Genomic DNA, 26,880 nt, shown 5'->3' on the forward strand with positions numbered 1-26,880 from the left:
GAATCAGGTCTCGGAAACGCGGCATGGGCCGCGACGATTTCGGGAGGCGGGCATGACGGGACGATGGGTGGCGCGGTTCGCGCAGGGCAGGCACCGGTCGACGGGAATCGACGTCGGGGCGAACGAGGTGAGGGTGGCCGTGCTGAGCCGGCGCGGCAGGGACGCGGAGGTGCGCGTCGAGGGGCTCGAGCGGGAGCCGGTCGGGCTGGCGGGCGGGCCGGAAGACGCGCGCTGGGCAGCGGTCGCGCGGTCGCTGGCGGCAGCGGTGTCGCGGTTGTCGGCGGCGGACGTGCGGTGCGACACGCGCGGCGTGATGGCGTTGCACGATGACGAGATGCGTACCGCGACGCTCGACCTGGCCGGGCGGGACGATATCCCGGACGCCGCGCGGCAGGCGGCCGAACGCATCTCGGGGCTGGCGCCGGACAGTCTCGCGTTTGACTGGCGGCACTACGGCGGCGCGCGGTCCGGCGAGATCGCGGTGGCCGTGGCTCCGCTCGTGCTGCTCGGGCGGCGGATCGACGCGGCCGCGCAGGCCGGTATCGACCTGACGGTGATCGATGGCGAGTCGGCCGCCGTGCTGCGGGCGTTGCGCTATGCCGCGCAGTTCGAACTCGATGCGCAGGGCGCCTACTCCGTGCTCTGGTTCTGCGACTCGGGCGTGCGCGCCTGGCGCGTCGAAGGCTCGCTGGCCGTCCCGGTGCTCACGCTGTCCGGCACGCTGCAGGAGGCGCTTCCCGATGCGTTGCGCCAGCGCCCGTTCGGGGCTGTGCGTTGCGTATTCGTCGCCGGGGATGAGCGGTGTATCGCCCGCTTCGAGACGTCCTTCGCCGAGATTGGCGACGTGCTCGGCGCGGCAGTGGTGCCATTCGACTGCACGGGCTGGGACGGGCAGCCGCGCGTGCCTGCCGGCATGCCGGGCGGCCCGGCGTTCGCCGTCGCGTTCGGGCTGGCATTGCGCGGGGTGTGGGAATGATGGCCGGTTGTGCGGCGTCGGCAAGCGTGAGCGACGCGGCTGCGGCCGATCCGGCAGCGCTCGGCGGCTTCAACCTGCTGCCGTACCGCGAGCGGTTGGCGCAGGCGTTGCGGCGTCGCCGGGCCGTGCAGTGCGGCGCGGCGATCCTGCTCGGCGTGCTCGGCACCGGCCTGTGGACGGGCGCTGCCGTGTTGTCGCGGTGGCGGGTGGATGCCGAGCGGTCAAGCGTGGAGGCTCGGCTGCGGCAGTGGCAGCCATTGGTGGCGGCGGCGACGCGTGCCGCCAATGCAGCCGACGCCATCGCGCAGCGCGATGCGCAGGCAACGGCGCTTGCCGCGCCTTACCACCGCGTTGCCGGGCTGTTGGCAACCCTGACGCAGGTGCACACCGATCGTGTCCGGCTTGACGCGCTACGCGTGACATCGACCGGTGCCGTGCTCGATGCGCGCGCCGGGAGTTACCGGGCGGCCGCCCGGTGGCTCGCCGCGGTGGCGCGCGAACAGCGTGGCTGGCGGGTCGATATGGAGGCATTGAAACCTGCTTCGGATACGCCGGCTTCCACGGCCGGGATGCCATTCCGGTTCTCGGTTCAACTGCGCTGGCATGACGCGATGCCGTCGCGGAAGGCGGCGGGAGGTGGCGCATGACGTCGCTGACGCATCAGCCGGCGCTGCGCGGCGACACCCGGCCGGGCGGCAGGCTGCGCGTGTCGCCGGCGGTTGCACATGCCGCCGGTTGCGCACTGGCATTCGCGGCCGTGCTGGCAGGCGGCATTCATCTGGCGAATGCGGCCGACTGGAGCGGGCTGGCGCAGGGTCGCGTGTTGCTGGCCGCCGCGCAGGCGCGTGCGGCCGACGCGCAGCGCGTGCTTGCGTCCGCTGGGCAACGGCGCGACGGACATCGCGCGTCAGCGCGCGACGATCGCTTGCCGCACACGCCGGAGTGGGCCGCGCTGATGCTGGAACTGGCCGATCTCGCTGCGTCGAGCGGGCTGCACGGCGTATCGATCGAGCCGCAGCACACCGATGGCGCGGCGCCGGACGACCGGCGCACCGTGCGCATCGTCGCGGATGGCGGCTTTCGCGCGTTGCTGCATCTGGTTGGCGCGCTGCCGCGCTTCCCGGTACTGGCGGTACCGTCGGCGTTGCGTGTCGAGCGTGGCATGCCGGCGGCGCGGGTGGAAATGTCCGTCGACGTGTTTCCGGCGCTGCCGGCGATACCGGCCGCCGATGGCAACGTGCCGGTTCGCGCCGCTGCGCTCGACGCCGATCCGTTCGGCGAGGCCGGCCAGGTCGAGGCGGCGGGGCGGGCGGCCCGCCTCGCCGGCACGATTCGCGACGCGCATGCCGGTCTTGCGTTGTTCGACGACGGCGACGGCGCGTTCACGGCGATGGTGCCGGGCGAGGTGCTCGGGGCCGCACGCCTGGTGCGTGTCGACCCGGCGGCCGTGACGCTCGCGACGGCGGACGGATCGCGCCGGCTCGTCCTGGACGACGGAGGTCAGCCATGACGAAGCACGGTTGTTGGGTGCTGGCGATCTGGGCCGGCGTGGCGGCGGCCGGAGCCGAAGCATCGTTGCCGCCGCTGCCGACTGCCTGGCCTGCAGGGTCGACGGAGGGGCCGGGTTTGCCGCTGCCGTCCGACGGCATGGCAACCGGTGCGGGAGACGCGGTATCGGATGAAGCCGGCCCGCCGCCGTTCGACTGGATCACCCGCGCGGCCCGTCAGGCGGAAGCCGCTGTGCCGGCCCCCGCGCTGGAGGGGCCGCCGATCCCGCTGGCGCCGCCGGCCCGGATGAGCGACGCCGCGGCGCGCCAACCGGGCGATGCGGACGATGCGCGGCGGATCTCGCTGAATCTGCAGGGCGCCGGGCTCGCGGCCGCGTTCGACGCGTTCGCACGGTTCACGGGGCTCAATATCGTCGTCGGCGAGCAGGTGCGCGGCACGGTGACGTTACGTCTGAACAATGTGCGCTGGCGCGAGGCCTTCGACACGCTGCTCGACACACACGGGCTCGCGATGTCCCGGCGAGGTAACGTGATATGGGTCACACCGGCGGCCGATCTGGCCGCGCGCGAACGCGAGCGCTTCGAAATGCATGCGCGGGCCGCCGATCTGGAGCCGCTCGCGAGCCGGACGTTCGCGCTGCACTATCCGCGCGCGCAGGACGTGCAACGGCTGCTGGCCGGCGCGACCGGCCAGCGCCTGCTGTCGAAACGCGGCGCCGCGGCGGCTGATCCGCGCACGAACCTGCTGTTCGTCACCGATCTTGCGCCGCGCATCGCGCAGATCGCGGGTCTGATCGACGCGATCGACCGGCCGTCCCGTCAGGTCCGGATCGAGGCCCGCATCGTCGAGGGCGAGCAGGGCTTCTCGCGCAACCTCGGCGCTCGAGTCGCGCTGCGTGCGCAGGGGCGGCCGTCGTCGGGCGAGAGCGCCACGTTCACGGCCGACGCGCGCAACGCACTCGACCTGGCCGCGCGTCCGCTCGGCGGCTTCGACGCGGCGACCGCCGGCTTCACGCTGTTCGCCGCGCCGCTCAGCCGGGTACTCGACGTCGAATTGAGCGCGCTGGAGGCGCAGGGGCGGGGCCAGATCGTGTCGCGTCCGCGCGTGGTGACGGCCGACCGCGTCAAGGCCATCGTCGAGCAAGGCTCCGAGCTGCCGTATCAGGCGAAGGTGGGCAACGGCATGAGCGGCGTGCAGTTCCGCCGCGCGACGCTCAAGCTCGAGGTCGAGCCCCAGATCACGCCGGACGGCCGCGTGGTGCTCGATCTCGACGTGACGAAGGACAGCGTCGGCGAGCCGACCGCGGCCGGCCCCGCCATCCATACGAAGCATGTCCAGACGCGCGTCGAGGTCGAGAATGGCGGGACGGTCGCGATCGGCGGCATCTATGAGCAACTGAACCGGAACGATGTGACGCGCGTGCCGCTCTTGGGCAAAATACCGTTTCTGGGCGCGCTTTTCCGGCACCGCGCGCAGCGCGACCAGCGCAACGAACTGGTCGTGTTCATCACGCCGACCGTCGTCGATGCGCGCTGCGATGCGCGCGGCGCGGGCGACGCGGACGCCGATAAAACGGGGCCGGAAGCCGCCGGCGCAGGCTCGACAAGGCAGCCGCTTTGCCAGTAAGCTGCGCCACACACCAGCAAGATTCAAGCAGAGGAAGCCGTTGCAAGCGCGGGACCCACATGCAAACGTATTTTTCGTCGGCCTTATGGGAGCGGGTAAGACCACCGTGGGCCGTGCGGTCGCGCGTCGTCTCGACAGGACGTTCTTCGACTCCGACCACGAAATCGAGGCCCGCACGGGCGCGCGCATTCCCGTGATCTTCGAGATGGAGGGCGAGGCCGGGTTTCGCGATCGCGAAACGCAGGTGATCGCCGATCTCACGCAGCGCGAGAACATCGTGCTTGCGACGGGCGGTGGCGCGGTGCTGCGCCCGGAAAATCGCGACTGCCTGAAAAGCAACGGCATCGTCGTCTACCTGCGCGCCAATCCGCACGATCTGTGGCTGCGCACGCGCAAGGACAAGAACCGCCCGCTGCTGCAGACCGAAGATCCGAAGGGGCGTCTCGAAGCGCTGTACGAAGTGCGCGACCCGCTGTACCGCGAATGCGCGGATTTCGTCATCGAGACCGGCCGTCCGTCGGTCAACGGTCTCGTCAACATGGTGCTGATGCAACTCGAACTGGCGGGCGTCATCGCCAAGCCTCTACAAGCATGATTACTGTCAACGTCGATCTGGGCGACCGCGCCTATCCGATTCACATTGGTGCCGGCCTGATCGGCCGCACCGAGCTGTTCGCGCCTCACATCAAGGGTTCGTCCGTCACGATCGTCACGAACACGACGGTCGATCCGCTCTACGGCGACGCGTTGCGCGCGGCGCTCGCGCCGCTCGGCAAGCGCGTGTCGACGGTCGTGCTGCCGGATGGCGAGGCGTACAAGAACTGGGAAACGCTGAACCTGATCTTCGACGGCCTGCTGACCGATCACGCGGACCGCAAGACGACGCTCGTCGCGCTCGGCGGCGGCGTGGTCGGCGACATGACGGGCTTTGCCGCCGCGTGCTACATGCGCGGCGTGCCGTTCATCCAGGTGCCGACGACGCTGCTGTCGCAGGTCGATTCGTCGGTCGGCGGCAAGACGGGCATCAACCACCCGCTCGGCAAGAACATGATCGGCGCGTTCTACCAGCCGCAAGCCGTGATCGCGGACATCGGCGCGCTGACGACGCTGCCCGATCGCGAACTGGCGGCGGGCGTCGCCGAGATCATCAAGACCGGCGCGATCGCCGATGCGGCGTTCTTCGACTGGATCGAGGCGAACGTCGACGCGCTGAACCGTCGCGAGCCGGCGGCGCTCGCGCACGCGGTGAAGCGTTCGTGCGAGATCAAGGCGAGCGTCGTCGCGGCCGACGAGCGCGAAGGCGGCCTGCGCGCGATCCTGAATTTCGGCCACACGTTCGGCCACGCGATCGAGGCCGGGCTCGGCTACGGCGAGTGGCTGCATGGCGAGGCGGTCGGCTGCGGGATGGTGATGGCCGGCGACCTGTCGGTGCGGCTCGGCCTCTTCGACGAAGCATCGCGGCAGCGTCTCGACGCGGTGATCGCGGCTGCGCACCTGCCGACCCGAGCGCCCGCGCTCGGCGACGCGCGCTACATGGACTTGATGCGCGTCGACAAGAAAGCCGAGGCCGGCGCGATCAAATTCATCCTGTTGAAGCGATTCGGGGATACGCTGATCACGCAGGCGCCGGACGAAGCCGTATTCGCTACACTGGCGCAGACGACCCGCTAACGGCGGCCCGGATGCCCCGGCGCCCCTGACATGGAGGAGACGTGAGCGAGACATCCAGCAGCACACTGCCCGAAGCCAGCCGCGCATCCGCTGCGCCGGTGGCCGAGCCGCCGACGCTGGCGGCGCTGGAAGCCCATCTCGCTCCGTACGCCGCACACGCGTCGCAGTCGCGCGGCCGCCGCCATCCGGAAACCCCGCCGGCGGCGCGCACCGAATTCCAGCGCGACCGCGACCGCATCGTCCATTCGACCGCGTTCCGCCGCCTCGAATACAAGACGCAGGTCTTCGTCAATCACGAAGGCGACCTGTTCCGCACGCGCCTCACGCACAGCCTCGAAGTCGCGCAGATCGCGCGCTCGGTCGCGCGCAACCTGCGGCTGAACGAGGATCTCGTCGAAGCGATCTCGCTCGCGCACGATCTCGGCCACACGCCGTTCGGCCATGCCGGGCAGGACGCGCTGAATGCGTGCATGCGAGACCACGGCGGCTTCGAGCACAACCTGCAGAGCCTGGCGGTCGTCGACGAGCTCGAGGAGCACTACGGCGCGTTCAACGGGCTGAACCTGTGCTTCGAGACGCGCGAAGGCATCCTGAAACATTGCTCGCGCGAGAATGCGCGCAAGCTCGGCGCGCTCGGCGAGCGCTTCCTGCAGGGCCGCCAGCCGTCGCTCGAAGCGCAGCTCGCGAACATCGCCGACGAAATCGCGTACAACAACCACGACGTCGACGACGGCCTGCGTTCCGGCCTGATCACGATCGAGCAGCTCGCGGAAGTCGAGCTGTGGCAGCGTCACTACGAAGCGGCGCTCGCCGAATTCCCGCACCTCGAAGGCCGCCGGCTCGTGCACGAGACGGTGCGGCGCATCATCAACACGCTGATCGTCGACCTGATCGACGAAACCACGCGCCATCTCGCGCGCGTCGCGCCCGCGTCGCTTGACGACGTGCACGCCGCGCCGCCGCTCGTGTCGCACAGCGAGACGGTCGCCGCACAGGCGGCCGCGCTCAAGCGCTTCCTCTTCAAGAACCTGTATCGCCACTACAAGGTGATGCGCATGGCGAGCAAGGCGCAGCGCGTCGTCACGGGGCTGTTCGACGCGTTCATCGACGATCCGCGCCTGCTGCCGCCGCCGTACCAGTCGGAAGACGCGGCACATCAGCCGCGTCTCGTCGCGCATTACATCGCCGGCATGACCGACCGCTTCGCGCTGAAGGAATATCAGCGCCTGTTCGTCATCAGCGACAACTGACTGTCACAAACGATCACTAGACTTCGCCGGTTCAATGGCGACGGGAATGTTGCACACGCTGTTGGTAACGTTTTCATAGGAGAAGGGTCGATGAAGAAGAAGCCTGCGGGGACACTGGTTCGCTCGATCGCGCTCGGCGGCGCGCTGATGTTCGGGGTGCAGCACGTGGCGCTCGCCGCGACGGAAATTCAGTTCTGGCATGCGATGGAGGCCGCGCTCGGCGAGCGGGTCAATGCGATCGCCGACCAGTTCAACGCGTCGCAAAGCGACTACAAGATCGTGCCGGTCTTCAAGGGCACCTACGACCAGGCGCTCGCGGCCGGCATCGCCGCGTATCGCAGCGGTAACGCGCCGGCGATCCTCCAGGTGTACGAAGTCGGCACGGCCACGATGATGCAGGCGAAGAAGGCCGTCGTGCCGGTCTCCGACGTGTTCAAGCAGGCCGGCGTGCCGCTCGACGAAAAGGCGTTCGTGCCGACCATCGCGAGCTACTACAGCGACGCGAAGACGGGCCATCTCGTATCGATGCCGTTCAACAGCTCGACGCCGGTGCTGTACTACAACAAGGACGCGTTCAAGAAGGCCGGCCTCGATCCGAACCAGCCGCCGAAGACGTGGGCCGACGTGAAGGCCGATGCCGAGAAGCTGCGCAAGTCGGGGATGGCATGCGGCTTCACGACCGGCTGGCAGGGCTGGATCCAGCTCGAGAACTACAGCGCGTGGCACGGGCTGCCGTTCGCGAGCCGCAACAACGGCTTCGACGGCACCGACGCCGTGCTCGAATTCAACAAGCCGCAGCAGATCGCGCACATCGCGTTCCTGCAGCAGATGGCGAAGGACGGCACGTTCACGTATGCGGGCCGCAAGGATGAAGCGTCGGCGAAGTTCTACAGCGGCGACTGCGGGATCATGACGACATCGTCGGGCGCGCTCGCGAACGTGCAGAAGTTCGCGAAGTTCAGCTACGGCACCGGGATGATGCCGTACGACGCGAACGTGAAGGGCGCACCGCAGAACGCGATCATCGGCGGCGCGAGCCTGTGGGTGCTGGCCGGCAAGGATCCGGCGACCTACAAGGGCGTCGCGAAATTCCTCGCGTACCTCGCTTCGCCGGCGGTCGCCGCGAAGTGGCACCAGGACACGGGCTACCTGCCGGTCACGACCGCCGCGTACGACCTGACGCGCCAGCAGGGCTACTACGCGAAGAACCCGAGCGCCGAAACGGCGATCAAGCAGATGCTGAACAAGCCGCCGTTGCCGTACACGAAGGGGCTGCGCCTGGGCAACATGCCGCAGATCCGCACGGTCGTCGACGAAGAGTTCGAACAGGTCTGGGCGCAGAAGAAGTCGCCGAAGGACGCGCTCGACTCGGCCGCGTCGCGCGGCGACGAACTGCTGCGCCGCTTCGAGAAGTCGGGCGGCTGAGCACGCGTCGCTTCGTGCCGCCGGCGGCGCCGCGCGTGAGCGCGTGCCGTCCGGCGGCGCGGTTTCCTTTCCGTTTCGCCTGACCGGATCTCCGCGATGCAATCCCGTTCCCGTTTCGGTACGAGCCTGGTGCCGTACCTGCTGATCGCGCCGCAGCTCGCGATCACGGCCGTGTTTTTCCTGTGGCCGGCCGGCGTCGCGCTGTGGCAGTCGACGCAGATGCAGGACGCGTTCGGCACGTCGAGCGAATTCGTCGGCTTCGCGAACTTCACGCACCTGTTCGCCGATCCGCTGTATCTCGATTCGTTCCGCACGACGCTCGTGTTCAGTTCGCTCGTCACGGTGAGCGGGCTCGTCGTGTCGTTGCTGCTCGCCGCGTGCGCCGATCGCGTGATCCGCGGCGCGCGCGTGTACCGCACGCTGCTGATCTGGCCGTATGCGGTCGCACCGACGATCGCGGCCGTGCTGTGGGCGTTCCTGTTCAACCCCAGCATCGGCCTGATCACCTATGCGCTCGCGAAGAGCGGCATCGTGTGGAACCACGCGCTGAACGGCGGGCAGGCGATGTTCCTGGTCGTGCTGGCGTCGGTGTGGAAGCAGGTGAGCTACAACTTCCTGTTCTTCTACGCGGGCCTGCAGGCGATCCCGCGCTCGCTGATCGAGGCGGCGGCGATCGACGGCGCCGGGCCGGTGCGGCGCTTCTTCAACATCGTGCTGCCGCTGCTGTCGCCGACGAGTTTCTTCCTGCTGGTCGTAAACCTCGTCTACGCGTTCTTCGACACCTTCCCGGTGATCGACGCGGCCACCGGCGGCGGCCCCGCGCAGAGCACGAAGACGCTGATCTACAAGATCTTCGCGGAGGGCTTCCAGGGGCTCGACATCGGCAGTTCGGGCGCGCAGTCGGTCGTGCTGATGATCATCGTCGTCGGGCTCACGGTGATCCAGTTCCGCTTCGTCGAACGCAGGGTGCAATACGCATGATCGAAAATCGCAAGGGCTTCGACCTGTTCTGCCACGCGGTGCTGATCGCGGGCGTCGTGCTGATCGTGTTCCCCGTCTACGTCGCGTTCTGCGCGGCGACGATGAACGCGCAGGAAGTGTTCACGGTGCCGCTGTCGCTCGTGCCGAGCACGCACCTGTTCGAGAACGTCGCGTACATCTGGGGGCACGGCAGCGGCGGTACGACGGCGCCGTTCGGCCGCCTGCTCGTGAACAGCTTCGCGATGGCGCTCGGCATCGCGGTCGGCAAGATCGCGGTGTCGATCCTGTCCGCGTACGCGATCGTCTATTTCCGCTTCCCGTTCCGCAACACGGCGTTCTGGCTGATCTTCATCACGCTGATGCTGCCGGTGGAAGTGCGGATCTTTCCGACCGTGCAGGTCGTGTCGACGCTGCACCTGACGAACACGTACGCCGGGCTCACGATGCCGCTGATCGCGTCGGCGACCGCGACGTTCCTGTTCCGCCAGTTCTTCATGACGCTGCCCGACGAACTGATGGACGCCGCGCGCATCGACGGCGCGGGGCCGCTGCGTTTCTTCTGGGACGTCGTGCTGCCGCTGTCGAAGACGAGCATCGCGGCGCTGTTCGTGATTACGTTCATCTACGGCTGGAACCAGTATCTGTGGCCGATCCTGATCACGACGGAAGCGTCGCTGTCGACGGCGGTGGTGGGCATCAAGACGATGATCGCGAGCGGCGACGCCGCGACCGAATGGCAATACGTGATGGCGGCGACGCTGCTGGCGATGATCCCGCCGCTCGTCGTCGTGCTGGCGATGCAGCGCTGGTTCGTGCGCGGCCTCGTCGATTCCGAGAAATGAACCACGGACGGTAACCGGGAGAAGGACCAGGTATGGCTGCGCTGAGCTTGAAGGGCGTCAGGAAATCCTACGACGGCAAGCAGCACGTGCTGCATGGCATCGACGTGGAGATCGCGGACGGCGAATTCATCGTGCTGGTCGGCCCTTCGGGCTGCGGCAAGTCGACGTTGCTGCGGATGATCGCGGGGCTCGAGTCCGTGACGGACGGCGAGATCGCGATCGGCGAGCGCGTCGTCAATACGCTCGAGCCGAAGGATCGCGACATCGCGATGGTGTTCCAGAACTATGCGTTGTACCCGCACATGACGGTCGCGCAGAACATGGGCTACGGGCTGAAGATCCGCGGAATCGAACGCGCGACGATCGATTCGCGGGTGGCCGCGGCCGCGAAGATCCTCGAACTGGAGCCGCTGCTCGCGCGGCGGCCGCGCGAGCTGTCGGGCGGCCAGCGGCAGCGCGTCGCGATGGGGCGTGCGATCGTGCGCGAGCCGTCGGTGTTCCTGTTCGACGAACCGTTGTCGAACCTCGACGCGAAGCTGCGCGTGCAGATGCGGCTCGAGATCCAGCGGCTGCATGCCCGGCTCGGGACGACGAGCGTCTACGTGACGCACGACCAGATCGAGGCGATGACGCTCGCGCAACGCGTGATCGTGATGAACCGCGGCTACGCGGAGCAGATCGGCGCGCCGGTCGACGTGTACGAGAAGCCGGCGACGGTGTTCGTCGCGGGCTTCATCGGCTCGCCGGCGATGAACCTGATGAACGGCCGGCTGTCGGAAGACGGCACGACCTTCACGGTCGCGGGCGGCGGCCCCGCGCTGCCGGTCGCCGGCGCGCCCGGCATCGGCACGGAGATCGCCACCGGGCGCGACTGGGTGCTCGGCGTGCGTCCCGAGCACATGACGCCGCAGCCGGGCGTCGCGCAGGCGACGCTGCCGGTCGACTCGTGCGAGCTGCTGGGCGCGGACAACCTCGCGCACGGCCGCTGGGGCGATCACGACGTCGCGGTGCGCCTGCCGCACGCGGACCGTCCTGCGCGCGGCACGGGGCTGGCGGCCGCACTGCCCGCGCACCGGCTGCATTTCTTCGATCCCGAAACCGGCAAGCGTGCCGGCTGACCCTGTTGTACTTGCCGAGAGACCGACGATGACCCTCCGCACCGACTGGCCCTATCCGCGCGTCGTCGCCCATCGCGGCGGCGGCACGCTCGCGCCGGAGAACACGCTAGCCGCGCTCGACGAAGGCGCGCGGCGCGGGCACCGGATGGTCGAGTTCGACGCGAAGCTGTCGGCCGACGACGTGACGTTCCTGCTGCACGACGACACGGTCGACCGCACGTCGAACGGGCAGGGCGCGGCGGCGGGCATGCGTTATGCGGCGCTGGCCGCACTCGACGCGGGCGCATGGCGCGACGCGCGCTTCGCGGGCGAGCGGATGCCGACGCTCGAGGCGGCGGCGGCGCGCTGCATCGCGCACGGGCTGGCCGCGAATGTCGAGATCAAGCCGTGTCCGGGGCGCGAGCGCGAGACCGGGCAGCGCGTGGCGGCCGACGCGGCCACGTACTGGCGCGACGCCGCGGTGCCGCCGCTGCTGTCGTCATTCTCGTTCGATGCGCTGCAGCAGGCGCGCGCGACCGTGCCGGCGCTGCCGCGCGGGATGCTCTACGAAGCCGTGCCGGACGACTGGCATGCGCAGGTCGTCGGCGCGCTTGGCTGCGTATCGTTGCATGCAGACCACAAACGGCTCGACGAACCGCTCGTGCGCGCGATCAAGGCGGCCGGGCTGCGCATCCTGGTGTACACGGTGAACGACCTCGAACGGGCGCGCGAACTCGCGCGCTGGGGTGTCGATGCGGTCTGCACGGACCGGATCGACCTGATCGCTCCCGATGCGCTGGACGACATCGCCGTGGTCTAGCGGCCAAGGCAGCGCTCGGCGCGGCCTTTTCGGGAGCGTGCCTGATGCAAAAAAACAACGCCCCGGTGGAATTTCCGCCGGGGCGTTTTGCATCGTGGAGACGTTACGTCAGGAAAAATCCGCTACAAATTGCAGCAGGATTAACCATTCCCCAAATATTCGACTACGCTTAGAAGCGGTAGCCGACGTTGAGGTACGTCACGATCGGGTTCAGCGAGATGTGGGCCTTCGACGTTTCCGTCAGCGTCCCGACCGGCGTCCGGCGGGCCGTCGTGAAGGTCGCGGTCACGCTGACCGGGATGTACGACATCGAGAAGCCGGCGAACCAGTGCTTCGTGAAGTTGTACGTGAAGCCGGCGTTGAACACGGGCGCCCACTGGTTGCTGGTCTGCGCGCTGGTCGGGCCGCCGAGCACGCCGTTCTCGAACGCGCTGTTCGTGATCTTCGCGCCGGTAAACCAGATATACGTTGCGCCGACGCCGACATACGGACGGAACTTCGCATTGGCGTCGTTGAAGTAGTACTTGAGGAGGAGCGCGGGGCTCCACTGGTACGCGCGGCCGAGCGTGCCGAAACTTGAGAACTGGCCCTTGCCGGTGATGTCGAACTTCGGCGGGATGCCGGCGATGAACTCGGTGGCGATGTGGTCGGTCACGAAGTAACCGGTCGCCAGCGCGAGCGTGTCGGCGTCGCTGATGCCGGCACCGGTGTTGGGAACCGACTGGTTGATGGGCGTGCCGCCTACGCCGTACAGGAACAGCGGGTCGCTGCTGTCCTGCGGCGCAAGGTGCAGCCAGCCGGTGCTGACGTAGAAATCACCTGCGGATTGTGCATGTGCCGTACCGCCCGCAAACGTGAATGCGAGCGCTGCGGCCCCCGTAATGGCCAGTTTTCGTTTCATTGTGTCTCCTCCGATCAAAGGCGTGCTCATTATGACGACTGCGTTTAAAACCAAACAAGCTCGTAAGTTAGAGTTTTCTCCCTAGGATTCGTACGACCGTACGCTTTCGCGCCCCGCGAGGACAGGCATTCTACGCAGGTGCGCATTTTCGGACCTCCGGGTATTTCCTAACGCGTTCAAACGGACATTCAGCATGGCACGGTTAGCACGACTCTACGTTCCCGACCAGCCGCAGCACGTGATACTGCGCGGCCTGGATCAGCAACCCGCGTTCGTCGACGACCAGGACTACGAACTCTTCATCGATTGCCTGAAGGCCGCCGCACGCGATCATCACCTGTCGGTGCATGCCTATGTGCTGCTGCCGCGCCAGGTGCAACTCCTCGTGACGCCGAGCGACGAAGCCAGCCTGCCGAAAGCGATGCAGGCCGTCGGTCGCCGCTACGTCGCGCATTTCAACCGGCGCTATTCGCGGCGCGGCACGCTGTGGGAAGGCCGCTATCGCGCGACCGTGATCGAAGGCGAGCGCTATTTCCTGCTCGCGAGCCGGGTAGTGGAGATGAGCCCGGTGCGTTCGCAGCTCGTCGCGACGCCCGAGGCCTATCGCTGGTCGAGCTACCGGCATCACGTCGGGCTCACCGTCGACAGCCTGATCACCGACCATCCGCTCTACTGGGCGCTCGGCAATACGCCGTTCGACCGTCAGCGCGCGTACAAGGAGCTGTGCGAGCAGCCGCTCGACGAGCGGCAGGCCGACCAGCTGCAGCAGGCGACGCTCAAGGGCTGGGTGCTCGGCGGCGAGCATTATCGCGAGTGGGCGGCGCGGACCGCGAACCGGCGCGTCTCGCCGCTGCCGCGCGGACGCCCCAGAAAGGTGCGTGAGAACACGCCGCCGATCCAGCAGTAATCCCGGCAAGGCGAGTCAGGAAGCGGCGCTGCGGGCGCCGCTTCTTTTTGCACCAAATCGATGCGGCCCCAATAAAACGGCACCAGATCGATGCATCCGTTTAATTGGGGTTCGATCAAGCGGTTTTTGTTGCTATTCCTTTGATTCGTCGCGTATATTCCGAATTCCGGTGGCCCGGGCGAAGCATGCCCAACCACTGTCGGCCGCGCCGTCTCCCGTCGGGAGCGGGATCGACGGCAACAAGAAAACGGTTCAACGGCCTCCAGGCCCCCTTTACGACGGTGTCCCCATGAACGACCACCAGCAGCCGCTCGCCGCGGTGCCCGCCGCACAAGGTCTGTACGACCCGCAAAACGAACACGACGCCTGCGGCGTCGGCTTTGTCGCTCACATCAAGGGCAAGAAGAGCCACGAGATCATCCAGCAGGGTCTGAAGATCCTCGAGAACCTCGATCACCGTGGCGCGGTCGGTGCCGACCCGCTGATGGGCGACGGCGCGGGCATCCTGATCCAGATTCCGGACGCGTTCTATCGCGAGGAAATGGCCAAGCAGGGCGTGAATCTGCCGCCGGCTGGCGAATATGGGGTCGGGATGATCTTCCTGCCGAAGGAGAACGCATCGCGTCTCGCGTGCGAGCAGGAACTCGAGCGTACGGTGAAGGCCGAGGGCCAGGTTGTGCTCGGCTGGCGCGACGTGCCGGTCGACCATGCGATGCCGATTTCGCCGACCGTGAAGGCGAGCGAGCCGCTGATCCGCCAGATCTTCATCGGCCGCGGCAAGGACATCATGGTGACGGACGCGCTCGAGCGGAAGCTGTACGTGATCCGCAAGACGGCGAGCCACCGCATCCAGGCGCTGAAGCTCAAGCACGGCAAGGAATACTTCGTGCCGTCGATGTCGGCGCGCACGGTCGTCTACAAGGGGCTGCTGCTGGCCGGCCAGGTCGGCGTGTACTACCGCGACCTGCAGGACGCGCGCGTCGTGTCGGCGCTCGCGCTCGTGCACCAGCGCTTCTCGACCAACACGTTCCCGGCGTGGGAACTGGCTCACCCGTACCGGATGATCGCGCACAACGGCGAGATCAACACCGTGAAGGGCAACGTGAACTGGCTGAACGCACGGACCGGCGCGATCGCGTCGCACGTGCTCGCCGACGACCTGCCGAAGCTGTGGCCGCTGATCTACCCGGGCCAGTCGGATACCGCGTCGTTCGACAACTGTCTCGAGCTGCTGGTGATGGCCGGCTACCCGCTCGTACACGCGGTGATGATGATGATCCCGGAAGCGTGGGAACAGCACACGCTGATGGACGAGAACCGCCGCGCGTTCTACGAATACCACGCCGCGATGATGGAGCCGTGGGACGGCCCGGCCGCGATCGCGTTCACCGACGGCCGCCAGATCGGCGCGACGCTCGACCGTAACGGCCTGCGCCCGGCGCGCTACATCGTGACCGACGACGACCTCGTCATCATGGCGTCGGAAGCCGGCACGCTGCCGATCCCCGAATCGAAGATCGTCAAGAAGTGGCGCCTGCAGCCGGGCAAGATGTTCCTGATCGACATGGAACACGGCCGCATCATCGACGACAAGGAACTGAAGGACAACCTCGCGAACGCGAAGCCGTACAAGAGCTGGATCGACGCCGTGCGCATCAAGCTCGACGAAATCGAGCCGAAGGCCGAGGAAGTCGCGGCCGGCCGTACGCAGGGCGCTGCGCTGCTCGACCGCCAGCAGGCGTTCGGCTATACGCAGGAAGACCTGAAGTTCCTGATGGCGCCGATGGCGCAGCAGGGTGAGGAAGCCGTCGGTTCGATGGGTAACGACTCGCCGCTCGCGGTGATGTCGAACAAGAACAAGACGCTCTATCACTACTTCAAGCAGCTGTTCGCGCAGGTCACGAACCCGCCGATCGACCCGATCCGTGAAAACATGGTCATGTCGCTCGTGTCGTTCATCGGCCCGAAGCCGAACCTGCTCGACACGAACAACATCAACCCGCCGATGCGGCTCGAAGTGTCGCAGCCGGTGCTCGACTTCAAGGACATCGCGAAGATCCGCGCGATCGACCAGTACACCGGCGGCAAGTTCAGCGCATACGAACTGAACATCTGCTACCCGGTTGCCTGGGGCAAGGAAGGCATCGAGGCGCGTCTTGCATCGCTGTGCGCGGAAGCCGTCGACGCGGTGAAGTCGGGCTACAACATGCTGATCGTGTCGGACCGCAAGACGGACGCCGAGCACGTCGCGATTCCCGCGCTGCTCGCCACGTCGGCGATCCACACGCACCTCGTCCAGCAAGGGCTGCGCACGAGCACGGGCCTCGTCGTCGAGACGGGCTCCGCGCGTGAAACGCACCACTTCGCGCTGCTCGCGGGCTACGGCGCGGAAGCCGTGCACCCGTACCTCGCGATGGAAACGCTCGCGAAGATGGCCGAAGGCCTGCCGGGCGACCTGTCGCCGGAGAAGGCTGTCTACAACTTCACGAAGGCGGTCGGCAAGGGCCTGCAGAAGGTGATGTCGAAGATGGGCATCTCGACGTACATGTCGTACACGGGCGCGCAGATCTTCGAAGCGCTCGGCCTGTCGAGCGACCTGGTCGAGAAGTACTTCAAGGGCACGGCGTCGAAGGTCGGCGGCATCGGCCTGTTCGAAGTCGCGGAAGAGGCGATCCGCCTGCACCGCGACGCGTTCGGCGACAGCCCGGTCCTGCGTGACATGCTCGACGCCGGCGGCGAGTACGCGTACCGCGTGCGCGGCGAAGACCACATGTGGACGCCGGATTCGATCGCGAAGCTGCAGCACGCGACGCGCAGCAACTCGTACCAGACGTACAAGGAATACGCGCACCTGATCAACGACCAGACCAAGCGTCACATGACGTTCCGCGGCCTGTTCGAGTTCAAGGTCGAGCCGACCAAGGCGATCCCGATCGACGACGTCGAATCGGCGAAGGACATCGTCAAGCGCTTTGCGACGGGCGCGATGTCGCTCGGTTCGATCAGCACCGAAGCGCACGCGACGCTTGCGATCGCGATGAACCGGATCGGCGGCAAGTCGAACACCGGCGAAGGCGGCGAGGACCAGAAGCGCTACCGCAACGAACTGCGCGGCATTCCGATCAAGTCGGGCGAGACGCTGAAGTCGGTGATCGGCGACGAGATCGTCAGCGACATTCCGCTGAAGGACGGCGATTCGCTGCGCTCGAAGATCAAGCAGGTCGCGTCGGGCCGCTTCGGCGTCACCGCCGAGTACCTCGCGTCGGCCGACCAGATCCAGATCAAGATGGCGCAGGGCGCGAAGCCGGGCGAAGGCGGTCAGCTGCCGGGCCACAAGGTGTCGGAATACATCGGCAAGCTGCGTTATTCGGTGCCGGGCGTCGGCCTGATCTCGCCGCCGCCGCACCACGACATCTACTCGATCGAGGATCTGGCGCAGCTGATCCACGACCTGAAGAACGTGAACCCGAGCTCGAGCATCTCCGTGAAGCTCGTGTCGGAAGTGGGTGTCGGCACGGTCGCGGCCGGTGTGGCGAAGGCGAAGGCCGATCACGTCGTGATCGCCGGCCATGACGGCGGCACGGGCGCATCGCCGCTGTCGTCGGTCAAGCATGCCGGCACGCCGTGGGAACTGGGTCTCGCCGAAACGCAGCAGACGCTGGTGCTGAACCGCCTGCGCGGCCGGATCCGCGTGCAGGCCGACGGCCAGATGAAGACGGGCCGCGACGTCGTGATCGGCGCGCTGCTCGGCGCGGACGAATTCGGCTTCGCGACGGCGCCGCTCGTCGTCGAAGGCTGCATCATGATGCGCAAGTGCCACCTGAACACGTGCCCGGTCGGCGTCGCGACGCAGGATCCGGTGCTGCGTGCGAAGTTCCAGGGCCAGCCCGAGCACGTCGTGAACTACTTCTTCTTCGTTGCCGAAGAAGTGCGCGAGATCATGGCGCAGCTCGGCATCGCGAAGTTCGACGACCTGATCGGCCGCGCCGACCTGCTCGACACGCGCAAGGGCGTCGAGCACTGGAAGGCGAAGGGCCTCGACTTCTCGCGCGTGTTCTACCAGCCGGAAGAATGCGAGGACGTCGCGCCGCGTCACGTCGACGTGCAGGATCACGGCCTCGAGCGCGCGCTCGACCACGTGCTGATCGAGAAGGCGAAGGCCGCGATCGAGAACGGCGAGCATGTGTCGTTCATCCAGCCGGTGCGCAACGTGAACCGGACGGTCGGCGCGATGCTGTCGGGCGTGATCGCGAAGAAGCACGGCCATGACGGCCTGGCCGACGACGCGGTGCACATCCAGCTGAAGGGCACGGCGGGCCAGAGCTTCGGCGCGTTCCTCGCGAAGGGCGTGACGCTCGACCTCGTCGGCGACGGCAACGACTACGTCGGCAAGGGCCTGTCGGGCGGCCGGATCATCATCCGTCCGACCAACGACTTCCGCGGCAAGTCCGAGGAAAACATCATCTGCGGCAACACGGTGATGTACGGCGCGATCGAAGGCGAATCGTTCTTCCGCGGCGTCGCGGGCGAGCGCTTCTGCGTGCGTAACTCGGGCGCGACGGCGGTCGTCGAAGGCACGGGCGACCACGGCTGCGAATACATGACGGGCGGCACGGTCGTCGTGCTCGGCGAGACGGGGCGCAACTTCGCGGCCGGCATGTCGGGCGGCCTCGCGTACATCTACGATCCGGATGGCACGTTCGCGGCGAAGTGCAACAAGTCGATGGTCGCGCTCGAGCCGGTGCTGCAGCAGGCCGAACAGGAGCGTACGGTCGACCGCGCACTCTGGCACGCAGGCACGACGGACGAAGCGCTGCTCAAGGGGCTCGTCGAGCGTCATTTCCAGTTCACGGGTTCGCCGCGCGCGAAGTCGCTGCTGGAAAACTGGGACGCGGCGCGCCGCCAGTTCGTGAAGGTGTTCCCGCACGAATACAAGCGCGCGCTGGGCGAGATCGGTGCGAAGAAGGCGGCGAAGGAAGTGCTGGCCGCCTGAGCGACGAACGACATAGCGAATGCCGCGCGCGCCTGACGGCCGCGCGCGGCTCCCCCACCCGATACACCGAACAGAAGAGCACCTTATGGGCAAGGCAACCGGTTTTCTGGAGTTCGAACGCCGCCACGAGGCGTACGAAGCACCGCTCACGCGCGTGAAGCACTACAAGGAATTCGTCGCGGCACTGACCGACGCGGACGCGAAGGTCCAGGGCGCGCGCTGCATGGATTGCGGCATCCCGTTCTGCAACAACGGCTGCCCGGTCAACAACATCATCCCGGACTTCAACGATCTCGTGTACCGCCAGGACTGGCAGCAGGCGATCGAAGTCCTGCACTCGACCAACAACTTCCCGGAATTCACGGGCCGCATCTGCCCGGCGCCGTGTGAAGCGGCGTGTACGCTCGGGATCAACAACGACCCGGTCGGCATCAAGTCGATCGAGCACGCGATCATCGACAAGGCCTGGGCGGAAGGCTGGGTGAAGCCGCAGCCGGCCGAGCACAAGACGGGCAAGAAGGTTGCCGTCGTCGGTTCGGGCCCCGCGGGCCTCGCCGTCGCGCAGCAGCTCGCGCGTGCCGGCCACGACGTGACGGTGTTCGAGAAGAACGACCGTGTCGGCGGCCTGCTGCGGTACGGGATCCCCGACTTCAAGCTCGAGAAGTGGCTGATCGACCGCCGCATGCGCCAGATGGAAGCGGAGGGCGTGACGTTCCGTACCAGCGTGTTCATCGGCAAGGACCCGCTGCCCGAGTCGATCGGCAGCCTCGCGAAGGAAACCATCTCGCCGGATACGCTGAAGGAAGAATTCGATGCCGTCGTGATCGCCGGCGGCTCGGAAACGCCGCGCGACCTGCCGGTGCCGGGCCGCGAGCTCGCGGGCGTCCATTTCGCGATGGACTTCCTGCCGCAGCAGAACCGCGTGAACGCGGGCGACAAGCTGGTCGACCAGCTGCTCGCGAAGGGCAAGCACGTGATCGTGATCGGTGGCGGCGATACGGGTTCGGACTGCGTCGGCACGTCGAACCGTCACGGCGCGAAGCAGGTCACGCAGTTCGAGCTGCTGCCGCAGCCGCCGGAAGAGGAAAACAAGCCGCTCGTGTGGCCGTACTGGCCGATCAAGATGCGCACGTCGTCGTCGCACGATGAAGGTTGCGAACGCGACTGGGCGGTCGCGACGAAGCGCCTCGAAGGCAAGAACGGCAAGGTCGAGAAGCTGGTCGCGGTGCGCGTCGAGTGGAAGGACGGCAAGATGCAGGAAGTGCCGGGTTCCGAGTTCGAGATGAAGGCCGATCTCGTGCTGCTCGCGATGGGCTTCACGCAGCCGGCGGCGCCGGTGCTCGACGCGTTCGGCGTCGCGAAGGACGCACGCGGCAACGCACGCGCGGCGACCGAAGGCGATCGTTCGTACTACACGTCGGTCGACAAGGTGTTCGCGGCAGGCGACATGCGCCGCGGCCAGTCGCTCGTGGTATGGGCGATCCGCGAAGGCCGCCAGTGCGCGCGCTCGGTCGATGCGTACCTGATGGGCCACACGGAACTGCCGCGCTGAGCTGAATACCGCGAGCGGGTTTCGATGAAAACCGGGCGTCCGACAGGGCGCCCGGTTTTTTTACGTGCACGGCAAGCGGGTTGCCGCTTAGCATGCGCGGAACAAGGCGAAGGGCACGGGCCCGATCGACGGCAGGTTTCTGCGTCGACCACGAGCGCGGCTTGCACACCATGTCTCGAGAAAACGCCCCGGAAGTCACCCGACCGTGCTTTGCGGCCGACGGCCAGCAGGTTCGGCTGGCGGAAATCGTTGCGCTGCTGCTTTCACACGGGCGGGGCCTTCACGTCGAAGACCATGCCTTCGTCGCGCAGCAGCGGCAGATCGACGTCGACGCGCACGTTACCGATTCGATCGGCGCGCGGATGACGCTGGAAGGCTTCGCGCAGTTCACGCCGGCCGACGACGTGCGAAGCACCTTTCCGCTTGCCGCGCTGCGCGACATGGTGACGAGCCTCGTGCAGGCCGGCATTCCGCCGGTGTTCGCTTCCGTGTGCGACGAATTCTGGCTGACCTACTGGCGGCTGCAGAAGCCCGACGTGCTGCCCACGGCCTGCCTGCGGCTTGAGAGGATCGCCAAGCAGATTCTGCAATACGCGCAATTCGCGGCGGTCGACCCCGCCAGGGCGCATTTTGCGCGCGTCCTGCTCGCAAGCGGGTTGTCAGGGCTGGTCTTCGACATCCCGGCCGAGTGGCGGCTTCCCTGACGCGTTGAAGGCGCAGTCACCCGGCGCGCCGATCCGGCGGGATCATCGATAGCCAGCGACGGGATCGGCCGCGCGCGGTTCGATGCCGGCAAACGAATGGCCTCGCGGCATCGGCCCGGCCGGTTCGGGCGGCAGCATTTGAAACTTCCCGAAGCCCGTGACGCGGCGCCCGTAATCGATCGTGGCGACGTAGCGTGCTTCGCCCGACTTCAGGTCGAAGCTCCACCAGCCGAACCTGTCGGCGTGATAACGCGGCATGCCGACGAACCCGATTTCGTCCGGGCGCATGCCGCGCGCTGCGGCGAACGCGAGAATGCTTGCCGCGAGTTCCGCGAGTTCCGCGAGTTCCGCGAGTTCCGCGAGTTCCGCGAGTTCCGCGAGTTCCGCGAGCGGCGCGTCGGGGCAATAGCCTGCGTCGGGCGCGTATCTGGAAATCACAGCGACGGCAAGCAACAGCGGGAAGAGTGCGATGGCTGCCGTGACGACAATCGGCGCGAGACGGCTGGCGAAGCGAATGACGGTTGGGATCGTGAGGGCGTGCGGAAACGTCCCGGGTCGGTGACGTTGCATCCCCTTGCGTCCGGTTCGGGCACGCCGGAAGGTCTCCGGACTGGTGTTGGGCGAGCGGCATTCGCAAGACATGTCGACGCCCGGATTTTCCTGCGGTGCGTACTTGAACCTGTTTCCCGACCCCCTGGACCGTCGCGGCAGTGCCCCCGCATTTTCGCGAAGCGTCGTCTAACCTGATGACATCCAGCCACGATTTCTCGCCATCTCAATTCCTTTCGTTTTGTAATAATTATTGAAAACTGTCATATCATGTCGCCCCTCGGGCCGCATTTGCGGTGGCTGCATGTGACTGACCCTATTTACAAGGACTCTGGATGGAAGCATTCGTGCAAGGGCTGATCGAAGCCGTCAACGGCGTGCTGTGGAACTACGTGCTGATCGCGCTGCTGCTCGGCGCCGGCGCATGGTTCACGTTGCGGTTCCGGATGATCCAGCTGAAGGCGTTGTTCCTCAGCATGAAGCTGGTCGGCAGCAAGGGTGAGCCGGGCAGCATCTCGTCGTTCCAGGCGTTCGCGACCGGGCTCGCGAGCCGCGTCGGCACCGGCAACATCGCGGGCGTCGCGGTCGCGCTGACGGTCGGCGGGCCGGGCGCGATCTTCTGGATGTGGATGACCGCGCTCGTCGGGATGTCGTCCGCGTTCGTCGAGGCGACGCTCGCGCAGATCTTCAAGGTGTCGCACCCGGACGGCAGCTTCCGCGGCGGCCCCGCGTACTACATCCAGACGGGCCTGCGCTCGCGCGGCTTCGGCGTGCTGTTCTCGCTGTCGCTGATCCTCGCGTTCGGCTTCGTGTTCAACGCGGTGCAGGCCAACGCGATCGCCGATGCGTTCCATACGTCGTTCGGCTGGAGCCGCGAGACGGTCGGCCTCTGTCTCGTGCTGCTGAGCGCACCGATCATCTTTGGCGGCATCCGCCGGATCGCGATGGTCGCGCAGGTGATCGTGCCGCTGATGGCGATCGGCTACCTCGCGCTCGCGGTCTACGCGGTCGCGACGCACATCGCGCTGGTGCCGGGCGTGATCGTATTGATCGTGAAGAGCGCGTTCGGCCTCGAGCAGGCGGCGGGCGGCCTGACGGGCTATGCAGTCAGCCAGGCGATCGCGATCGGCGTGAAGCGCGGGCTGTTCTCGAACGAAGCCGGGATGGGCAGCGCGCCGAACGCGGCCGCGACCGCGAGCACGCGGCACCCGGTCACGCAGGGGCTGATCCAGATGCTCGGCGTGTTCGTCGACACGATCGTGATCTGCAGCGCGACCGCGTTCGTGATCCTGCTGTCGGGCCAGTACGAACTCGGCACCGGGATGGAAGGCGCGGCGCTCACGCAGCGCGCGATTTCGAGTCACGTCGGCGACTGGGGCGGCATCTACATGGCCGTCGCGATCTTCTTCCTCGCGTTTTCGTCGGTGATCGGCAACTACGCGTATGCGGAAGGCAACGTCGAGTTCATCACGAAGCGGCGCGGCGTGCTGCCGTTGTTCCGCGTCGCGGTGCTCGCGATGGTGATGTTCGGCAGCGTCGGGCAACTGCCGCTCGTGTGGGCGATGGCCGATACGAGCATGGGGCTGATGGCGATCATCAACCTGATCGCGATCCTCGCGCTCGGCAAGTACGCGCACGCCGCGTGGGCCGACTATCGCCGCCAGCGCGCGGCAGGCGTTGCCGATCCGGTGTTCACGCGCAATACGATTCCCGAACTTGCGCGCGTGCTGCCGGACGACGTGTGGGGCGAGCACGGCCCGTTGCCGCAGCGTCCCGTGGCTTCGCCTGGCGCGTCCAGCGCGCCGCGCGGCGCGGTGCGCGAGTCATGAACGGCGACCGGCTCCGTGCGTTCGTCGCGCTGATGCCCGATGCGGCGTCGCGCGATGCGCTGCACGCGTTGCCGGTCACCCGTGGCGCGCGGCGCACGCTGCCCGCGCAACTGCACATGACGCTCGCGTTCATCGGCGCGATCGAACGGGAACGTTGCGACGCGCTGGCCGCGCACCTGCCCGCGCTCGCGGCCGTGCATGCGTTGCCGTTGCTGCCGGTCGAGCGGATCGCGTGGTGGCCGAGCCTGCCGCGCGCGAGGCTGATCGTCGCGGAGCTGGCGGCCGATCCGGCGTGCATCGCGCTGAATGCGGGGTTGTCGGCACTGCTTCGCGAACTGGGCGTGCCGGCCGACCGGCGGCCGTTCCGGCCGCATGTGACGCTCGCGCGGCTGCCGCACGATGCAGTCGGTCAGCCCGCACACGGTGGCGCGCCCGGGCGACAGGTCGTGCTGCGCGTTGAAGCGCTGACGCTGTTCGAAAGCCGGCTGTCGCATGAGGGCGTATCGCATCGGCCGATCGTGTCGGCGCCGATCGCCTGGGCGGAAGGCCGGGCAGCGGGTTGAGCGTTTTTCGCGACGCACCGCGGTGGCCGCGCACGGTGCACTCGCGCCCGCGCATTGCGTCGACAGCGTTGCCCGGTGCCGAGCCTACCGGCCGTAGCGCGCGAGCGTCAGGCCCGACAGGTCGATATCCGGCTCGCGCCCGGTGACGAGATCCGCGAGCACCTTTCCCGAACCCATCGACATCGCCCAGCCCGTCGAGCCGTGGCCCACATTGAGCCAGAGCCCGTCGATCCCGCTCGCGCCGAGCAGTGGCGGCCCGTCGGGCGTCATCGGCCGGCGGCCGACCCAGAAGCGCGCCGACGCGCGATCGGCCGCGTGCGGGAACCAGTCGTCGAGCACCTTCATCAGCGTATCGAGCGCCTGCTGCCGCAGCGCCGCGTGCCGGTTGCCGAGCTCCGCGGTGCCCGCGACGCGCAGCGTCGGGCCGAAGCGCGTGATCGCCGTCTTCAGCGATTCGTCCATCAGCGCGGCGCGCGGCGCTTTTTCGTCGTCGACGACCGCGAGCGTCGCCGAATAACCCTTCACCGGATACAGCGGCACGTCGATTCCGTAAGGCCGCAGCAGGCCGGCGCTGTCGACGCCGAGCGCGACGACGATCGCGTCGGCGGCGAGCAGGGCGTCACTTCGTGCGGTATCGCCCGCTTCGCGCGAATCGACCCGCACGCCGCGTACCGTGCGGCCCGCGACATCGAGCGCGCGGATCCCGGTGCGAAAGCGGAACGTCACGCCGTGCGCCTCGCACAGCGCACGGAGTTCGCGCGTGAAGCGGGCGCAGTCGCCGGCTTCGTCGTCGGGCAGGTAGATGCCGCCGACGGGGGCCTGCCGCGCCCAGCGCAGGCCCGGTTCGATCGCCGTGCAGCCGGCCGCGTCGAGTTCGCGAAACGCGATGCCGGCATCGCGCAGCACGTGCAGTGCGGGCTGCACCATCTCGACGTCGAATGGGCCGCGCAGCAGTTGCAGGTAGCCGCGGCTCGCGCCATAGTCGAACGGATAACGCTCGCGAAACGCATGCAGGCACGCGCGGCTGTAATACGCGATGCGCTGCATCCGCTGCTTGTTCACGCGGAACCGCTCGAGCTCGCATTCGCGCAGCCAGCGCGCGATCCAGCGCCACTGCGCGGCATCGAGCGTCGGCCGGAAGATCAGCGGCGACGCGGGCTTGAACAGGTACTTGAGGATCTTGCCGGGCATCCCGGGCGCGGCCCACGGCGTCACGTAGCCGGGCGCGATCACGCCCGCGTTGCCGAGACTCGTCGCCTGTGCGACGTCGGCCTCGCGGTCGATCACGGTGACGTCGCAGCCTGCTTCGCGCAGGTGCCAGGCGGTGGTGACGCCGATCACGCCGGCGCCGAGAACGATCACGTGCATGCGGGTTCCGAAACGAAGCGGTGGCTCACGATCACGACGCGACGGCCGGATCGTCGACGAGCGACTTGCCGCGCGTCTCCGGCAGCACGAGCGCGGCGACGATCACGAGCAGGTAGCCGCCGCCCGCGACGAGGCCGATCGCCTTCACGAGCGACATCGACTGCGACAGCGAGCCGACGAGGATCGGAAAGAACGAGCCGAGCCCGCGGCCGAGGTTGTAGCAGAAGCCCTGGCCCGAGCCGCGGATCGCGCCCGGATACAGCTCCGACAGGTACGCGCCGATACCGGCGAAGATCCCCTGCACAACGATGCCGAGCGGGAAGCCGAGCAGCAGCATCGCGGTATCGGTGATCGGCAGCATCGTGTACGCCATGCCGAGCGCGAACGAGCCGATCGCGAACAGGATGAACGACGCGCGGCGGCCGAGCCGGTCGGACAGGATCGCGCCGACCACGTAGCCGACGAACGAGCCGACGATCAGCACGACGAGATAGCCGCTCGTGTTGAACACCGACAGGTGGCGGACGGTTTTCAGGTAGGTGGGCAGCCACGTCGTGATCGCGTAGTAGCCGCCGAGCATCCCGGTGCACAGCGCGCTGCCGAACAGCGTCGCGCGCAGGTGCGGCGGCGAGAAGATCTCGAGGAAGTGACCGGACACGCGGCCTTCGTCGCGCGCGCGGCGCGTGGCCGTGTAGATGTCGGGATCGCTGACGTTGCGGCGGATGTACAGGATCCACAGCGCGGGCGCGATGCCGATCCAGAAGCACGCGCGCCACGCGACCTGCTCGGGCAGCAGCGCGAAGAACGCCCAGTAGAGGATCGCGGCCGCGGCCCAGCCGAACGACCAGCTGCTCTGCACGGTGCCGACGGCCTTCGCGCGATGCTCGGGCGAGCGGATCGTCTCGGCCATCATGATCGTCACGACCGACCATTCGCCGCCGAAGCCGAAGCCCTGCAGCGTGCGGGTGGCGAGCAACTGCCAGAACGAATGCGTGAAACCGGACAGGCACGTGAACAGCGCGAACGTCGCGATCGTCCACTGCAGCACGCGCACGCGGCCGTAGCGGTCGGCGAGGATGCCGGCGGCCCAGCCGCCGATCGCCGACGAGATCAGCGAACTCGTCGCGATCATCCCGGCCTCGCTCTTCGACATGCCCCACGTGGCGATCAGCGTCGGGATCAGGAACGAATAGATCATGAAGTCGAACGCATCGACCGCGTAGCCGCCGAAGCCGGCGTACAGCGTCCGGCGCTCGCGCGTCGACAGTTCGGTGAACCACTGGAATGCCTGCATGCTTGCCGCCCCCTCTCGTCTTG

22 protein-coding genes are annotated in these 26,880 nt (G+C 67.6%); 18 read left to right on the forward strand and 4 right to left on the reverse strand.

Annotation, left to right across the window (positions count from 1 at the left end; all coding sequences use genetic code 11):
- Positions 1–52: 52 nt before the first annotated feature.
- From ACWMMN_RS01720 to ugpQ, 12 genes are all read left to right on the forward strand, one after another.
- Positions 53–976, forward strand: a complete 924-nt coding sequence (locus ACWMMN_RS01720) for a type IV pilus biogenesis protein PilM (RefSeq protein WP_059232602.1) — start codon at positions 53–55, stop codon at positions 974–976.
- Entirely contained in the window at positions 976–1,623 is a 648-nt protein-coding gene (locus ACWMMN_RS01725) for a hypothetical protein (protein WP_059232601.1), read from the forward strand. The genes ACWMMN_RS01720 and ACWMMN_RS01725 overlap by 1 nt, the downstream gene beginning before the upstream one ends.
- Entirely contained in the window at positions 1,620–2,486 is an 867-nt protein-coding gene (locus ACWMMN_RS01730; protein WP_486422922.1) for a pilus assembly protein, read from the forward strand. Before ACWMMN_RS01725 ends, ACWMMN_RS01730 begins: the two co-directional genes overlap by 4 nt.
- Positions 2,483–4,111: a type IV pilus secretin PilQ gene (locus ACWMMN_RS01735; RefSeq protein WP_059232599.1), complete on the forward strand. Its 1,629-nt coding sequence runs from the start codon at positions 2,483–2,485 to the stop codon at positions 4,109–4,111. The genes ACWMMN_RS01730 and ACWMMN_RS01735 overlap by 4 nt, the downstream gene beginning before the upstream one ends.
- 40 nt (positions 4,112–4,151) lie before the next feature.
- Positions 4,152–4,706, forward strand: a complete 555-nt coding sequence (gene aroK, locus ACWMMN_RS01740) for a shikimate kinase AroK (protein WP_059232598.1) — start codon at positions 4,152–4,154, stop codon at positions 4,704–4,706.
- Positions 4,703–5,782: a 3-dehydroquinate synthase gene (gene aroB, locus ACWMMN_RS01745; protein WP_059232597.1), complete on the forward strand. Its 1,080-nt coding sequence runs from the start codon at positions 4,703–4,705 to the stop codon at positions 5,780–5,782. Before aroK ends, aroB begins: the two co-directional genes overlap by 4 nt.
- Positions 5,783–5,823: 41 nt before the next feature.
- Positions 5,824–7,032 carry a deoxyguanosinetriphosphate triphosphohydrolase gene (locus ACWMMN_RS01750; RefSeq protein ID WP_486422923.1) on the forward strand — a complete coding sequence of 403 codons (1,209 nt, stop codon included), beginning with the start codon at positions 5,824–5,826 and terminating at the stop codon, positions 7,030–7,032.
- A gap of 90 nt (positions 7,033–7,122) precedes the next feature.
- A complete protein-coding gene (gene ugpB / locus ACWMMN_RS01755) occupies positions 7,123–8,457 on the forward strand; it encodes a sn-glycerol-3-phosphate ABC transporter substrate-binding protein UgpB (RefSeq protein WP_059232595.1) in 1,335 nt (444 codons plus the stop codon).
- Between the two features lie 96 nt (positions 8,458–8,553).
- Entirely contained in the window at positions 8,554–9,438 is an 885-nt protein-coding gene (gene ugpA, locus ACWMMN_RS01760; protein ID WP_340623743.1) for a sn-glycerol-3-phosphate ABC transporter permease UgpA, read from the forward strand.
- Complete coding sequence (gene ugpE, locus ACWMMN_RS01765; protein ID WP_059232593.1) at positions 9,435–10,280, forward strand: sn-glycerol-3-phosphate ABC transporter permease UgpE; 846 nt, start codon at positions 9,435–9,437, stop codon at positions 10,278–10,280. The genes ugpA and ugpE overlap by 4 nt, the downstream gene beginning before the upstream one ends.
- Before the next feature lie 32 nt (positions 10,281–10,312).
- The gene (locus ACWMMN_RS01770) at positions 10,313–11,398 is read left to right on the forward strand and encodes a sn-glycerol-3-phosphate import ATP-binding protein UgpC (RefSeq protein ID WP_059232592.1); all 1,086 of its coding nucleotides are present in this window, start codon (positions 10,313–10,315) and stop codon (positions 11,396–11,398) included.
- A gap of 28 nt (positions 11,399–11,426) precedes the next feature.
- Entirely contained in the window at positions 11,427–12,197 is a 771-nt protein-coding gene (gene ugpQ / locus ACWMMN_RS01775) for a glycerophosphodiester phosphodiesterase (RefSeq protein WP_486422924.1), read from the forward strand.
- 169 nt (positions 12,198–12,366) lie between these two features.
- Here ugpQ and ACWMMN_RS01780 read toward each other — a convergent pair whose 3' ends face one another.
- Positions 12,367–13,098 carry an OmpW/AlkL family protein gene (locus tag ACWMMN_RS01780; protein WP_059232590.1) on the reverse strand — a complete coding sequence of 244 codons (732 nt, stop codon included), beginning with the start codon at positions 13,096–13,098 and terminating at the stop codon, positions 12,367–12,369.
- A gap of 193 nt (positions 13,099–13,291) precedes the next feature.
- Here ACWMMN_RS01780 and ACWMMN_RS01785 point away from each other — a divergent pair, with 193 nt between their 5' ends.
- From ACWMMN_RS01785 to ACWMMN_RS01800, 4 genes are all read left to right on the forward strand, one after another.
- Entirely contained in the window at positions 13,292–14,005 is a 714-nt protein-coding gene (locus ACWMMN_RS01785) for a transposase (protein WP_034189835.1), read from the forward strand.
- A 289-nt stretch (positions 14,006–14,294) separates the two neighbouring features.
- The gene (locus tag ACWMMN_RS01790; protein WP_059232589.1) at positions 14,295–18,998 is read left to right on the forward strand and encodes a glutamate synthase-related protein; all 4,704 of its coding nucleotides are present in this window, start codon (positions 14,295–14,297) and stop codon (positions 18,996–18,998) included.
- A gap of 85 nt (positions 18,999–19,083) precedes the next feature.
- Positions 19,084–20,550, forward strand: coding sequence for a glutamate synthase subunit beta (locus tag ACWMMN_RS01795; RefSeq protein WP_486422925.1), 1,467 nt, complete (start codon positions 19,084–19,086; stop codon positions 20,548–20,550).
- A 161-nt stretch (positions 20,551–20,711) separates the two neighbouring features.
- A complete protein-coding gene (locus tag ACWMMN_RS01800; RefSeq protein ID WP_155627088.1) occupies positions 20,712–21,254 on the forward strand; it encodes a hypothetical protein in 543 nt (180 codons plus the stop codon).
- 42 nt (positions 21,255–21,296) lie between these two features.
- Here the strand turns inward: ACWMMN_RS01800 and ACWMMN_RS01805 are convergent, their stop codons facing one another.
- A complete protein-coding gene (locus ACWMMN_RS01805) occupies positions 21,297–21,824 on the reverse strand; it encodes a hypothetical protein (protein WP_486422926.1) in 528 nt (175 codons plus the stop codon).
- Between the two features lie 314 nt (positions 21,825–22,138).
- On the opposite strand from ACWMMN_RS01805, the gene ACWMMN_RS01810 reads away from it, so the two are divergent.
- Together ACWMMN_RS01810 and thpR are read left to right on the forward strand one after the other, a co-directional pair.
- A complete protein-coding gene (locus ACWMMN_RS01810) occupies positions 22,139–23,632 on the forward strand; it encodes an alanine/glycine:cation symporter family protein (protein ID WP_174994260.1) in 1,494 nt (497 codons plus the stop codon).
- Entirely contained in the window at positions 23,629–24,195 is a 567-nt protein-coding gene (gene thpR / locus ACWMMN_RS01815; protein WP_174994261.1) for an RNA 2',3'-cyclic phosphodiesterase, read from the forward strand. The genes ACWMMN_RS01810 and thpR overlap by 4 nt, the downstream gene beginning before the upstream one ends.
- 84 nt (positions 24,196–24,279) lie before the next feature.
- On the opposite strand, the gene ACWMMN_RS01820 is transcribed toward thpR, so the two are convergent.
- Both ACWMMN_RS01820 and ACWMMN_RS01825 read right to left on the reverse strand, forming a co-directional pair.
- Complete coding sequence (locus ACWMMN_RS01820; protein ID WP_486422927.1) at positions 24,280–25,563, reverse strand: D-amino acid dehydrogenase; 1,284 nt, start codon at positions 25,561–25,563, stop codon at positions 24,280–24,282.
- A gap of 31 nt (positions 25,564–25,594) precedes the next feature.
- Complete coding sequence (locus ACWMMN_RS01825; protein ID WP_256085487.1) at positions 25,595–26,857, reverse strand: MFS transporter; 1,263 nt, start codon at positions 26,855–26,857, stop codon at positions 25,595–25,597.
- Positions 26,858–26,880: the final 23 nt, after the last annotated feature.

It is taken from the genome of Burkholderia cepacia complex sp. TUM26381 (assembly GCF_057439935.1).